The organism is Microbacterium sp. RD1, assembly GCF_052220165.1.
Taxonomy (GTDB): Bacteria; Actinomycetota; Actinomycetes; order Actinomycetales; family Microbacteriaceae; genus Microbacterium.
Map to the genome: position 1 here is coordinate 404,237 of NZ_JBQPOL010000003.1, position 12,102 is coordinate 416,338.

Below are 12,102 nucleotides of genomic sequence, written 5' to 3' on the forward strand. Positions count from 1 at the left end.
CGCCACACACCGGAAAGACTAGGTCGGCATGTCGGAAGGCCGTCGCATCCCGCGCGGGTTTTCGTGCGATTGGGCGACACGCCGTCGGATCGGCTTTCCTCCCCAGGCAGTTCGCCGCGGACGGATTGCGCAGATGCGGGCCCGCGGGCGGTGAGCGTCACCGACGCCGGTCAGGATGAGGACATGACCCGATACACCCACACCGTGCATGCCACGCCCGTCGGCGACGTGCTGCTCACGATGGCCGACGAGCGCTTGGTCTCTCTGCGCGTCCTGCACGGCGACGCCACTGCCGCTCACGAAGACCTCGCCCGTCGGCTCGGCGTCGCCCCCGAGACCGATCCGTCGGGCGCGCAGCAGGTGGCCGCGCAACTCGACGAGTACTTCGCGGGGTCGCGCCGCGAGTTCGATGTAGAGCTCGACTGGAGCCTCGTCCGCGGTTTCACCCGCGCGGCCCTCGAGGCGGTGCGGGAGATCCCCTACGGCGAGACCGCCGGCTACGGCGAGGTGGCCGCCATGGCCGGCTCGCCCCGCGCGGCGCGGGCGGTGGGGACCGCCTGCGCGACGACGCCGTTCTCCCTCGTCGTCCCCGTCCACCGGGTAGTCCGCGCCGACGGATCGCCGGGCGAGTACGGCGGTCATCCCGAGGTCAAGAGGTTCCTCCTCGACCTCGAACGAACGCCGGGCGCGTAGGCCGCCCCGGCGCCGCTGAGGCCCCGAACGCAACGGTCCGGGGCCTCAGCGGTCGTCCGCGCGACGTTAGTGCGGCGTGGCCTTCTCCGCGCCGAACCCGGTCAGCGACCGTACGTCCATCTCGGCGGCCTTCGTGCGGTCCTCTCCTCCCTTGCGGGAGGTGATCGAGCCCAGCCATCCGAGGAAGAACCCGAGCGGGATGGAGACGATCCCCGGGTTGTTGAACGGCCAGATGGCCGCACCGGTGTTCTTGAACACGCTCGTCTCGGTGCCCCAGAACACCGGCGACAAGACGATGAGGATGACGGCGGCAGCGAGACCCCCGTACATGCTCCACACCGCCCCGCGCGTGGTGAACCGGCGCCAGAAGAGCGAATAGAGGATCGTCGGCAGGTTCGCCGACGCCGCCACCGCGAAGGCCAGCGCGACGAGGAACGCGACGTTCTGCCCCTGCACGCCGATGCCGCCGATGATCGCCAGTACGCCGATGACGATGACGGTGCGACGGGCGACCTTCACCTCGCCGTCCGGCGGCACGTTCCCCTTCTTCACGACGTTCGCATAGATGTCATGGGCGAACGATGCCGCTGCCGTGATGGTAAGACCGGCGACGACGGCGAGGATCGTGGCGAACGCCACCGCCGAGATGAACCCGAGCAGGATCGGTCCGCCCAGTTCCAGCGCCAGCAGCGGCGCGGCGGAGTTGACGCCGCCGGGCGCTGCGGCGATGGTCTCGGGGCCGACGAGCGCCCCGGCGCCGTATCCCAGCACGAGGGTCAGCAGGTAGAACAGCCCGATCAGCCAGATCGCCCAGACCACCGAGCGGCGGGCCTCCTTCGCGGTGGGAACCGTGTAGAAGCGCATGAGCACGTGCGGGAGACCGGCGGTGCCGAGGACGAGAGCCAGCGCGAGCGACACGAAGTCCCACGGGTTGGCGCCGTACTGCAGGCCCGGGCCGAGGATCGCGTCACCCTTGGGCGAGGCGGCCACCGCGCTTTCGAGCAGGGTGTTGAGGTTGAACCCGTTGATCGCGAGCACCCAGATCGTCATGACGATGGCGCCGCCGATGAGGAGGAACGCCTTGACGATCTGCACCCAGGTCGTGCCCTTCATCCCGCCGACGAGCACGTAGACGATCATCAGGACGCCGACGACGGCGACGACGATCGACTGTCCGAGCGTGTCGTTGATGCCCAGGAGCAGGGCGACGAGGCCGCCCGCACCGGCCATCTGGGCCAGGAGGTAGAAGAAGCAGACGGCGAGCGTGGTGATGGCCGCTGCCATCCGCACCGGCCGCTCCTTGAGTCGGAACGACAGCACGTCGGCCATCGTGAACTTGCCGGTGTTGCGCATGAGCTCGGCGACGAGCAGGAGCGCGACGAGCCAGGCGACGAGGAATCCGATGGAGTAGAGGAAGCCGTCGTAGCCGTTGATCGCGATCGCGCCGCAGATCCCGAGGAAGGATGCCGCCGAGAGGTAGTCGCCCGAGATGGCGAACCCGTTCTGCGGGCCGGTGAACGAGCGCCCTGCCGCGTAGTAGTCGGCGGCGGTCTTGTTGTTGCGGCTGGCGCGGATGACGATGAACAGCGTCACGGCCACGAACGCCCCGAAGATCGAGATGTTCAAGACCGGGTTGTTCTCCACCGTCTCGACCGCGGCGGAGACGGCGGCGAAGACCTCGTTCATGCGCGGCCCCCCTCGGACTGGCGCTCCAGGTCATCGCGCAGGGCCTCCGCGCGGGGGTCGAGCTTGCGATTGGCGTACCAGACGTAGGTCATCGTGATGACGAACGTGGTCACGAACTGCCCGAGCCCGAACACCAGGCCGACGGTGATGTCGCCCCACAGGCGCTGTCCCATGAACGCGGGCGCGAACGACGACAGGAGTACGTAGACGAAGTACCAGAGCAGGAACGCGACGGCGAGCGGGAAGATGAAGCTGCGTTGCCGACGCTTGAGCTCCTGGAACGGTGGCGATTCCTCGACCGCCACGTAATCGATGCCGCCCGGAGCGGCGTCGGTACGCGAATCCGACATGTGGCCTCCTTGCCTCATGAACGTCCGAAGCCGGGGATGCGCTTCGGCACTGCGGGGTCCGAAGCGGGGGGGGTGCTCCGGTGTTGCGGGGGTCCGGCGCCGACGCGTCGGCCCGGTGATAGGGTCGACGCTACGAAGGCGGCGAGGCGGCCGTCCACCCCCGGAAGTAGGTAGTTCGTGGGACCAGCCAGCGGCAGCACGGCGGTAGCGGACCTCGTTTCGCATGCCGTGGGAGAGCTCGCCCGGCGCACGCGCTTTCCGGTCGCCTTCGGCGGCTTGGAGAAGGACGGCGCCATCCACATCACGTCGATCGTGGGGACGCGAACGCGCAGCATCGACGGGCTGGTCGTCCAGGAGAACCGCGGCCTCGGCGGCAGGGCGTTCGTCGAACGCCGCCCGCGGCTGGCGATGGACTACCGCACCTCCCGCGCCATCACGCACGACTACGATCGCGCGATCCTCGGCGAGGGGATCTCGACGCTGTTCGCCGTGCCGGTCGTCGTCACCGGCTCGGCACGCGGCGTCCTCTACTGCGGCTCGTGGACGCAGTCATCCGTCGGCGATGTCGTCGCCCGGCCGGCGTTCTCCGTCGCGCAGGAGCTCGCGAGCGAACTGCGCGTGCGGGATGAGGTGGACCGGCGGCTCTCGCTGCTTCCGGCACCGCGCGCCGAGGCGCCCGGACCGATGCCCGCTGCCGCGCAGGAGGAACTGCGCGAGACCTACGCGCAGCTGCGGAGCATCGCGGCCACGGTCCGAGACGACGAGCTGAGGAGTCGGCTGGAGACGATCGAGCGTCGCCTCGCCGCTCTCTCCGCCGAGCCCGCCCCCGCCGTCACCGACGTCCGGCTCTCCCCCCGCGAGCTCGACGTGCTCGCCTGCGCCGCGCTGGGCGCCACCAACGCCGAGATCGCGCAGCAGTTGAACCTTCGCGAGACGACCGTCAAGTCATACCTGGCCGCCGCGATGGGAAAGCTCGACTCGTCGACGCGTCACGCCGCGGTCACGCGCGCGCGTCGCCTCGGCATCCTTCCCTGATCTGCGGGTGCGCCCTCGCTAAGGTGTGTGCATGGCCCGCAGAATCGTGCATCAGCTCGTCGACGACCTGGACGGCAGCGTCTTGGAGATCGGCTCCGGTGAGACCGTGCTCTTCTCCCTCGACGGCGTCGCGTACGAGATCGATCTGACCGAGAGCAACGCGGCGAGCCTCCGGGCCGCGCTCGCCCCCTATATCGACGCGGGCCGATCGGTGTCGCGCACCGCGTCGGCACCGTCGAACGGACGCAAGCGCCGCCGCAGCAACCAGCAGGATTACACCGAGATCCGGGCGTGGGCCAAGGACAACGGATACACGGTCTCGGAGCGCGGGCGCGTGCCGGCGGCGGTGCTGGAAGCGTACGACGCGGCCCACTGACTCCCCGCACAAAGCTCGGTGGGAATCGCCTGGCAATGACCGCCAGCGCTTGAGGTGTGCCCGGATTCTCGGAATCGTGGCTGACTCCGATCCCCTCCCGGAAGGAGAGCACATATGCTCACGCTCACCGAGCAGGCGACGTCTGCTGTCAAGACCATCACCGCGCAGTTCCCCGAGGTGGCCGACGGCGGCGTCCGCATCCAGGGCTCCGGCTCCCCGGAGTCGCAGTTCCAGCTCACCGTCGTCCCGGGCCCCGAGCCGGCCGACGCCGTCGTGGAGAACGACGGCGCGCGCGTCTACCTCGACACCGAGGCAGCCGTCGTGCTCGACGACCGCGTTCTCGACGCCCAGCCCGACGGACAGGGCGGCGTGCAGTTCGCCGTCACCTCCCAGGGCTGAGACCCGTTTTCCACGACGCCCCGGGCCTGTGCCCGGGGCGTCGTCTTGTTGCGCAGCTCTTGCTCCCGGGCCGCCCTGGCCTCCACACTGATCCCCATGACGACCCGAGCCTCGCGCGCCACCGCGGCCGCCGCCATGCTTGCTCTCCTTCTCCTGCCGCTCGCCGCCTGCTCGGCCGGGGCGTCCACCGACGACGACGCCGCGACGACCACGGACGAGACGACCGCACCCGCCGACGACGGTGCGACCGCCTCCGGGGATCTGTTCGGATGCACCGACGGCATCCTCACCTACATCAGCGACAAGGGGTATCCGAACGCGGAGCCGGTCGACCCGGCGACCCTCGAGATCCCGGAGACAGCTTTCGACCTCACCCCGGACTGCTACGTCGTGGACGATTATGACGGCGCACCCCGCTATGCCGCGTTCTGGGCGACCGACCCGCAGGGCGTGCTCTCCACGCTCGGGGCGGCTCTCGACGCCGGCGGATGGGTGCAGTCCGACGAGTACGGCCCGCTCGTGTGGTGGCGCGACGGCGACGACCCGCTGTCGGCGGAGCACTCCCTCAGCGCCGCGCCGCAGCCGATCGACGGCGTGGAGACCCTCTGGGCGAGCTGGTGATCCGACAGACTCCAGGCCTGCTGTCAACGGCCCGGTAAGGAGCACCGCCCTCGCCTACGGTGATCCGATGACCGTCGAGAGCGAAGCGCCCACGCAACTGCGGCGCGGCATCACCGGCCCCCTCCTTTTCGCCTTCATCCTCGGCGACGTGCTCGGCGCCGGCATCTACGCGCTCATGGGCGTGCTGGCCGGCCGCGTGGGCGGAATGCTGTGGGCACCCTTGGTCGTCGCGCTGCTGCTCGCCCTTCTGACCGCGGGATCGTACGCCGAGCTCGTGACGAAGTATCCGCGGGCGGGTGGCGCCGCGGTGTTCGCCGAGCGCGCGTTCAAGAGCAGCCTCGTGTCGTTCCTCGTCGGGTTCAGCATGCTCGCGGCCGGCGTGACCAGCGCCGCCGGGCTGTCGATCGCGTTCGCGGGCGAGTATTTCCGCACCTTCGTCGACCTTCCCGTCATCCCGGTGGCCATCGCCTTCCTCGCGCTCGTCGCCGCACTGAACGCCCGCGGCATCCGCGAGTCGATGGGAGCGAACGTCGTGATGACCGTCATCGAGGTCAGCGGACTCGTGCTCGCCGTCGTCGCGGCGGGGATGCTGCTCGGCGGAGGCGGCGGCGACGTCTCGCGCATCACCGAACTGCCGCAGGACACCGCCGTGATCCCCGCGGTGCTGGCGGGGGCGATCATCGCCTACTACTCGTTCGTCGGGTTCGAGACCTCCGCGAACGTCATCGAAGAGGTCAAGGAGCCGTCGCGGACCTACCCCCGTGCCCTCTTCGCCGCGCTGCTGACCGCCGGCGTCGTCTACGTCCTCGTCGGTTTGGCCAGCGCCATCGCGCTCCCCGCCGACGATCTCGCCGACTCCAGCGGACCGCTCCTGGACGTCGTCGAGGCCTCCGGCGCACCCATCCCGTCGTGGTTGTTCAGCCTCATCGCCCTCATCGCGGTGGCCAACGGTGCCCTGCTGACCATGATCATGTCCAGCAGGCTCGCCTACGGGATGGCCGAGCAGGGGCTCCTCCCCCGCATCCTCTCCCGGGTGCTCCCCCGGCGCCGCACCCCGTGGGTCGCGATCGTCGCCACGACGGTGGTCGCGATGCTGCTGACCCTGATCGGTGATCTCGCCACGCTCGCCGAAACTGTCGTGCTCCTCCTCCTGATCGTGTTCCTGAGCGCCAATGTCTCGGTGCTCGTGCTGCGCCGTGACACCGTGGATCACCCGCACTTCCGCGTCTGGTCCTTCGTCCCCGTGCTCGGGGTCGGGTCGTGCATCCTGCTGATGACCCAGCAGCGTCCGATCGTCTGGCTCTTCGCCGCGTGCCTGCTCGCGGGAGGCGCGGTGCTGTACTTCGCCGCCCGGTGGGCGCGGAAGCGCTCCGAGGCCCAGCGGGGTCGCGTCGGCAAAGAGTAGGCGGTCACCTCAGTAGAATCGGACGCGCCGGCCTCTGTAGCTCAATGGAAGAGCAGCTCCGTCCTAAGGAGAGGGTTGGGGGTTCGAGTCCCTCCAGGGGCACAGACCTTTTTTGCCTCTGACCAGGTATTTCTTCTATGGTCAGACCACTCGGAATGCGTTTTTGGCCGCTTTTTGGCCGCATTTGAGAAACGTGTGAGCCGAAAACGAGGCAGATTCGACGCCCTTCACGGAGCGTCGTTCGACGCCTGAGATCGACGAAATCGAGCATCTCGGGCGTCTTGAGCCTCGTCGAAAAGTTGAGCAGTCTGCTCTCCGGCGTTATGTCGGTCGGGCGTAGCGGGTCTGCGGACCTGACGGCAGCGCCACGAGCGGCATCGCGTCGTTGAGGCGGGATGCGACGGCATCCAGATCGTCGTCGAAGAGGTCGGCGTAGGTGTCCAGCGTCATCGCGGCCGACGCGTGGCCGAGCATCCGCTGCACGGCCCTCACGTTTGCGCCTGAGCTGATCGCGAGCGATGCGGCGGTGTGGCGGAGGTCGTGAGGCGTCAGTCTCGGGATCGATGGGTCCACAGCCTGCGCACGGCGGACCGCGTTCGCAAACCATCCCTGTGCGCCTGAGTTGCGCATGTGGTTGATGCCGTCGCCGAACAGCAATCCTTCCGGTCCCTTTCCGGCGCATGCCTGCTCGATCATCGGAGCGAGCCGCGCGGGGTAAGGCACCGAGCGCTTCTCGTGCGTCTTTGGCGTGCCGACGTGGATCTCGTACGCGATCATCACCGCGTTCTCCTCGATCACGAAGCGTCGACGCAGTCGATTCACACTCCGCACGCGCAGCCCCGTCGCCTCACCCCAGCGCAGGCCGGTATAGGCCAAGGTCAGGACCATCGTCGGATGCGCCGAGCACGCCGCCAACGTCGCCACCTGGTCGTGCGAGAGATAGACGCGGCGCTTGCCTGGTCCACTCCGAGGGAGATTGCGAATGTGTCGCGCCGGATTGTTCGCAAGGCGACGATCATCGATGGCGACATCGAGGATGCCGGCGAGGACTCCCAGCGCGCGAAGCACGACCGTGCGCGACTTCTGCGTCGCGAGCTCTGACACCCAGTCCTGAACTTCAGACCGCCGGATCGACCAGATCTCCCTGTCTGCCCAGACTGGAGCGACGTGGTTCTTCCACGCCCGCTCGAGCGTCATGTAGTACGAAGGCTTCGACATAGGGGGCTGCTTCGACCGGAGCCAGCTGTCGGCGAACATCCGGACCGGGACCCGCGATGCCATGGGATCGATGTACTCGCCCTTCGATTTGGACACGGTGACCATGGACAGGTAGAGCTTCGCCTCGCGCATCGTCGTGAAGCCGCGCTTCTGCGTTTCGGTGCTATCAGGCTTGCGGTAGCGCACGCGGTAGCGGCGGCCCTTCGCCGTTTCGTACGGGGTGATCGTGCCCATCTCTCGGCCTCCGCTCATGCTGGCTCGACGGTCAGTATCGGGCCAGTGTCGGACACTGGACGAGCGCCGTCAACGCGGCCGATCACGGATGTGGCCATATGTCGGAGGATGTCCTCAACTGGCGGTGGGTTGGAGGGGTGCCTCCCCCCGACGCCGAGAGCGTAGCGCTCGGTCGCGTCTCCGTTCTCGCCGCTCACTCCTTGCAGACTCCGCGCTGGCGCGCGTCGCTTAGCAGCCGTTCGACGACGAGCACTGCAGCGCGCCCGATCGCTGGGGCGGCTGATTGTCGGATCGGACAGGACTGAGCGTTCAGGTGATCGCGCGACTTGATCGGTGTTCACCAGCTGACGCGCGAGGACCGATACGCTGCCGGCTATGGACCCGACGACTCCCGCGCTGCTCGCGCTGGAAGCCGGCGTTAGCCAGAAGCGGGTCCGCGAGATTCTCCGCGACCTCTACGGGACTCTGCCTGAGGACACAACTCGATGGGTGCTCGACGATCTTCAGGCGGAGGAGGTGCGGTCGAGACTTCCTGCCGGAGACGGTGCGCCGCGCGATTGGGTCCTCGAAGTCGGAGATACCGTTCGGCGGCGGCAGCTCCACCGGCAGTATGGCGGGGGGCAGCAAGGCGGGATCTCTTCCTCCAGCCGCACTTCCGACATCTTCATCTTCACCAACCCCGCGCGCGGGTCACGGTATGGGTACGACGTCCACGAAGGCCTGCAGCCCGACGGAAGCTTTGCGTATACCGGCGAGGGCCAGTCAGGGGATCAGGAGTTTACGCGCGGGAACAAGGCGCTCCTTTAATGCTGCGGACGAAGCACGCACGATTCGTGTGTTCAACGCTCAGCCGCCCTATGCAACTTATGTGGGGGCGTTCACGACAGGTGATCCCCTGTGCTCCTTCCATGAGATTCCGGGCGCGGACGGCAATCTACGGCGCGCGATCGTTTTCAACCTCGTACCGCTGGACGCCAACCCCACGCTGCTCTCTCCGAATCCGGGCCAGCTTCGGCTGCTCAAGCCGCAGGTGGGTCACTGGGACCCGCCCGACGCCTCAGACATCAACGTCATCGTCGACGCCACGCGACTCCCGCCAGGGGATCGCGTCGTCTCGCGCCAGGAGTTTCAACTTCAGGCAGACTTCGGACAGTGGCTCACCGATCGGGGCACACCGCCCAGCCGACTGCGGCTCCCCGTCGCCGGAGCGATCATCGAGCCAGACATGTACGTGGAGGCTGAGGGATGGGTGATTGAGGCGAAGAAATCGACCGGTCGCGAGTATGTCCGAATGGCGATCGGGCAGGTGCTTGACTACACCCACAACGCCCGCGCGCTCGATACCCAGGTGACCCCGATGATCTTGCTGCCTGGTCGTGCAGAGTCAGACCTGCAGGAGCTGACGGCCGACCTCGGAATCACGCTTGCCTCCCGCGACGGAGACTCATTCGAGCTGATGCGCCCGTAGCGATCAAGCGCTGGCGCCGGCGACGATCAATCGCACCGCGGGGACATCAGCAGGTGCCCAGTCGAGGTCTTCGAGCTCACGTGGTGTGCACCATCGAACCTCGGCGTGCTCCATCAACTGAGGCGTGCCCTCGATCAGCTCACACCAGAAGGTCGTGAGCGTGACGACGCCGAAGTCATAGTCGTGCGTCGTCGTTGTCAGCTCGGCACCGACATGCACGCTGCAGGCGAGTTCTTCAGCTATCTCGCGCTCGAGAGCAGCCTGTGCGGTCTCGCCTGGCTCAATCTTGCCACCCGGAAACTCCCAGCGCCCGGCAAAACTGCCCGACGGACCGCGCTTCGCACAACCTCGCCGTCGCGCACGATCACGGCACCGACCACGTAGATCTGCATACGCACCATCCGCCTTTCGGAGCCGCCGGCAGCCGGACCACAGTACGTTACGCACCGAGATCGCCGTTGCTCGACCCTAGAGCGCAAGGTAGTAGTTCTTGATGACCTGAGCCATCAAGAACCGCCGCTCCTTGAGGAACGCATGGTACGACTCGGCGGTCGTCGTGCGCACGCTCGCCGGGATGGCGTTCACGCGCAGGTTTGTCTCGAGGTCAAGATCGGTCGTGATCTCGCCCAGTCGGAGGACGCCATCAGCGATCTGCGCGTCGATCAAGAACATGTAGTCGCCGGGCGCCTTGTCCTTGATCGCGATGTTGATCGGGGTCTCGGTGAGCGCGAAGTTTGCGATCTGGTTGTAGTCGCTGCGGTCATTCAGGCCCTGCTTGATCAGGTAGTTCTTCGGCACGACATGGTGGATGTCGCCCACCTCTTCGATCATGCTGCCGACGGTCACGTTCTTTGAGAGGAATCCGCGAGATCCCCCATGAATCTGCGCGACCAGGAAGGCGAGGAAGTACGGGCTGCGGACGCTAGAGCTCTCCATCTCCATCGGCAGAGCGACGTTCCAGAATGTGTCTGCGAGCTGCGAAGATTCGATGTCACGGAGCACTTGAAGTGCGCCGACTTCGTTGATCCGCCGGATGTCGGCTTCGAACGCGGTCTCGAAGCTCCCCGTATACCGGCCGGTCAGCAGGGACATCACGAACCATCGGCGTACGACGTACTTGATCTCGCCTTCATTGAGGTTCTTCTCGGTTCGGAGCTTGAGGTACAGGGCGTAGGCGAAGTTCAACGCGTTCTTCGAGCTGATTAGGCGCGGGGCGACGAACCCAGCGGACTTGATCGTCAGCGTGAACTGCTGGAAGTTGTACTGGTTCACGATCTCGAGAAGCACGCTCTCGAGGCGGTCAAATGACTCGACGGCGAGCTCCTCGCTGAAGGTGCGGGTCTCGAAGTCACGACCGGAGAGAACGCTGACCAGCGCGGCCACCTTGCCGCGCGAGAACTCCTTGATCCCCGCGACGCGGATGACGTCGGTGTAGGTCGGGTCGTAGAGGTCGGAGTTGTCATGCTTCAGCCATGAGATGGCGGGGAGGTACCCGGACGCCGCGAAGCTCGTGTCATTCTCAGCGATGTCCGAGAAGACGTGGGGAGCGACCGAGAGGTGACAGAAGTAGTCGATCAGCTTCCGAAGGTTGCTCCCGAGGTGACCATGGCTGGAGATCTTGCTCATCGCGAAGTCGGCGCTGCTGAGAGGGACGCCCTTGGAGTTGATTCGGATGAAGATCTCGGTCACCGTCTCGATGTCGAGATCCTCGGCAAGGGTGATGATGCCGACCTGAGCCTGCTTGATCGCTGACAACCGCTGAAGAGCCTGCTCAACATGCGCGACATCCACGTCCGGGTTGGCATCCATGTACGCCTTCGTCGCGGAGAAGGTCGAGGCCGCGTTGACGAAGTCAGCCACGTCCGAGATCCACGCGCTGTCCTTGTCAATGACGGGAGTGAGCGTCGCGAACTGCTCGGTCGTGGGGTTGAACGCGATCTTGATGCGCTTCCGCTTGTAGCTCTTGTCGACGACGAACTGGCCGACGAGGGCTGCAGTCATCGCGGTGATCCGCTGCTGACCATCGATGAGGATCTGCCGGAAGGAGGACTTCGACCCGTCCTTCAGCCCCACGTCAGCGCTCTGCCATGTGATGAGGTACCCGATCGGGAAGCCGTTGTACAGAGAGTCGAGCAGGTCGCGCACCTTGGTCGAGTCCCACACGAATGGGCGCTGCATTTCGGGGATCGCGACCTGCCCGGTCCTCACCCAAGTGAGGAGCGTTTCGACAGAGTGCTGCTGAACTGTGTACTTCGACAAGATGTCCCTCCGGTGATCCCCAGGTGGCCTCCGCGAGTGTGCTCCAATGCCGGTCTCGCGTGTTGAGACGCCGAGGCCAATCCTGCCTTAGATGCTCAGTGGTAGAGCAAATCGGTTATACGCTCGGGCATACCCGGATACTTCCGGTTCAATCCGCTTGGGGGCGTGATGAGCGAACCGTGGCTCTCGGCCGACGATGTCGCCATGCATCTCGGGGTGACGAAAGATACCGTGTATGCGTGGATCGCAGACAAGGGCATGCCAGCGCACAAGGTCGGGCGTCTGTGGAAGTTCCAGGCGAGCGAGGTTGATGCCTGGGTGCGAAGCGGTGGCAGCAGCGCCGGGGGTGCTGCGTAGA

General features: G+C 66.6%; 14 protein-coding genes and 1 tRNA gene. 10 read left to right on the forward strand and 5 right to left on the reverse strand.

Translation table 11 applies throughout. The annotated features are described in order from the left end of the window. Positions 1-183: 183 nt before the first annotated feature. Positions 184-693 carry a methylated-DNA--[protein]-cysteine S-methyltransferase gene (locus ACTU3I_RS16490; RefSeq protein WP_442926793.1) on the forward strand — a complete coding sequence of 170 codons (510 nt, stop codon included), beginning with the start codon at positions 184-186 and terminating at the stop codon, positions 691-693. Between the two features lie 66 nt (positions 694-759). Here the strand turns inward: ACTU3I_RS16490 and ACTU3I_RS16495 are convergent, their stop codons facing one another. Then, on the reverse strand, positions 760-2,379 hold the full coding sequence (locus tag ACTU3I_RS16495; protein WP_442926794.1) for a solute symporter family protein: 1,620 nt from the start codon (positions 2,377-2,379) through the stop codon (positions 760-762). Continuing rightward, on the reverse strand, positions 2,376-2,729 hold the full coding sequence (locus tag ACTU3I_RS16500; protein ID WP_442926795.1) for a DUF485 domain-containing protein: 354 nt from the start codon (positions 2,727-2,729) through the stop codon (positions 2,376-2,378). Before ACTU3I_RS16500 ends, ACTU3I_RS16495 begins: the two co-directional genes overlap by 4 nt. A 228-nt stretch (positions 2,730-2,957) precedes the next feature. On the opposite strand from ACTU3I_RS16500, the gene ACTU3I_RS16505 reads away from it, so the two are divergent. The 6 genes from ACTU3I_RS16505 (at position 2,958) to ACTU3I_RS16530 (ending at position 6,667) form a co-directional block, all read left to right on the forward strand. Further along, a complete protein-coding gene (locus tag ACTU3I_RS16505) occupies positions 2,958-3,764 on the forward strand; it encodes a response regulator transcription factor (protein ID WP_442926796.1) in 807 nt (268 codons plus the stop codon). 31 nt (positions 3,765-3,795) lie between these two features. Beyond that, entirely contained in the window at positions 3,796-4,140 is a 345-nt protein-coding gene (locus tag ACTU3I_RS16510; protein WP_442926797.1) for a histone-like nucleoid-structuring protein Lsr2, read from the forward strand. A 114-nt stretch (positions 4,141-4,254) separates the two neighbouring features. Then, on the forward strand, positions 4,255-4,539 hold the full coding sequence (locus ACTU3I_RS16515) for an iron-sulfur cluster biosynthesis family protein (RefSeq protein WP_442926798.1): 285 nt from the start codon (positions 4,255-4,257) through the stop codon (positions 4,537-4,539). 96 nt (positions 4,540-4,635) lie between these two features. After that, on the forward strand, positions 4,636-5,160 hold the full coding sequence (locus ACTU3I_RS16520) for a hypothetical protein (protein ID WP_442926799.1): 525 nt from the start codon (positions 4,636-4,638) through the stop codon (positions 5,158-5,160). A gap of 67 nt (positions 5,161-5,227) precedes the next feature. After that, the gene (locus ACTU3I_RS16525) at positions 5,228-6,565 is read left to right on the forward strand and encodes an APC family permease (protein WP_442926800.1); all 1,338 of its coding nucleotides are present in this window, start codon (positions 5,228-5,230) and stop codon (positions 6,563-6,565) included. 30 nt (positions 6,566-6,595) lie between these two features. Further along, positions 6,596-6,667 (forward strand) — tRNA-Arg (locus ACTU3I_RS16530). Between the two features lie 219 nt (positions 6,668-6,886). On the opposite strand, the gene ACTU3I_RS16535 is transcribed toward ACTU3I_RS16530, so the two are convergent. After that, complete coding sequence (locus ACTU3I_RS16535) at positions 6,887-8,035, reverse strand: tyrosine-type recombinase/integrase (protein WP_442926801.1); 1,149 nt, start codon at positions 8,033-8,035, stop codon at positions 6,887-6,889. A gap of 357 nt (positions 8,036-8,392) precedes the next feature. On the opposite strand from ACTU3I_RS16535, the gene ACTU3I_RS16540 reads away from it, so the two are divergent. Together ACTU3I_RS16540 and ACTU3I_RS16545 are read left to right on the forward strand one after the other, a co-directional pair. Next, the gene (locus ACTU3I_RS16540; RefSeq protein WP_442926802.1) at positions 8,393-8,824 is read left to right on the forward strand and encodes a hypothetical protein; all 432 of its coding nucleotides are present in this window, start codon (positions 8,393-8,395) and stop codon (positions 8,822-8,824) included. Between the two features lie 61 nt (positions 8,825-8,885). After that, complete coding sequence (locus ACTU3I_RS16545; protein WP_442926803.1) at positions 8,886-9,485, forward strand: hypothetical protein; 600 nt, start codon at positions 8,886-8,888, stop codon at positions 9,483-9,485. A gap of 3 nt (positions 9,486-9,488) precedes the next feature. Here ACTU3I_RS16545 and ACTU3I_RS16550 read toward each other — a convergent pair whose 3' ends face one another. Together ACTU3I_RS16550 and ACTU3I_RS16555 are read right to left on the reverse strand one after the other, a co-directional pair. Further along, positions 9,489-9,932 carry a (deoxy)nucleoside triphosphate pyrophosphohydrolase gene (locus ACTU3I_RS16550; protein WP_442926804.1) on the reverse strand — a complete coding sequence of 148 codons (444 nt, stop codon included), beginning with the start codon at positions 9,930-9,932 and terminating at the stop codon, positions 9,489-9,491. Between the two features lie 21 nt (positions 9,933-9,953). Further along, positions 9,954-11,693 carry a GmrSD restriction endonuclease domain-containing protein gene (locus ACTU3I_RS16555; protein WP_442926805.1) on the reverse strand — a complete coding sequence of 580 codons (1,740 nt, stop codon included), beginning with the start codon at positions 11,691-11,693 and terminating at the stop codon, positions 9,954-9,956. Between the two features lie 219 nt (positions 11,694-11,912). Between ACTU3I_RS16555 and ACTU3I_RS16560 the strand changes: the two genes are divergently transcribed. Beyond that, a complete protein-coding gene (locus ACTU3I_RS16560) occupies positions 11,913-12,101 on the forward strand; it encodes a helix-turn-helix domain-containing protein (RefSeq protein ID WP_442926806.1) in 189 nt (62 codons plus the stop codon). The last annotated feature ends 1 nt before the right edge of the window (position 12,102 follow it).

What these genes read in the sequence shown, in the direction of transcription:
- ACTU3I_RS16490 (WP_442926793.1), top strand. Translation starts at nt 184, where the DNA reads ATGACCCGATACACCCACACCGTGCATGCCACGCCCGTCGGCGACGTG.
- ACTU3I_RS16495 (WP_442926794.1), bottom strand. Translation starts at nt 2,379, where the DNA reads ATGAACGAGGTCTTCGCCGCCGTCTCCGCCGCGGTCGAGACGGTGGAG.
- ACTU3I_RS16500 (WP_442926795.1), bottom strand. Translation starts at nt 2,729, where the DNA reads ATGTCGGATTCGCGTACCGACGCCGCTCCGGGCGGCATCGATTACGTG.
- ACTU3I_RS16510 (WP_442926797.1), top strand. Translation starts at nt 3,796, where the DNA reads ATGGCCCGCAGAATCGTGCATCAGCTCGTCGACGACCTGGACGGCAGC.
- ACTU3I_RS16515 (WP_442926798.1), top strand. Translation starts at nt 4,255, where the DNA reads ATGCTCACGCTCACCGAGCAGGCGACGTCTGCTGTCAAGACCATCACC.
- ACTU3I_RS16520 (WP_442926799.1), top strand. Translation starts at nt 4,636, where the DNA reads ATGACGACCCGAGCCTCGCGCGCCACCGCGGCCGCCGCCATGCTTGCT.
- ACTU3I_RS16525 (WP_442926800.1), top strand. Translation starts at nt 5,228, where the DNA reads ATGACCGTCGAGAGCGAAGCGCCCACGCAACTGCGGCGCGGCATCACC.
- ACTU3I_RS16535 (WP_442926801.1), bottom strand. Translation starts at nt 8,035, where the DNA reads ATGAGCGGAGGCCGAGAGATGGGCACGATCACCCCGTACGAAACGGCG.
- ACTU3I_RS16540 (WP_442926802.1), top strand. Translation starts at nt 8,393, where the DNA reads ATGGACCCGACGACTCCCGCGCTGCTCGCGCTGGAAGCCGGCGTTAGC.
- ACTU3I_RS16560 (WP_442926806.1), top strand. Translation starts at nt 11,913, where the DNA reads ATGAGCGAACCGTGGCTCTCGGCCGACGATGTCGCCATGCATCTCGGG.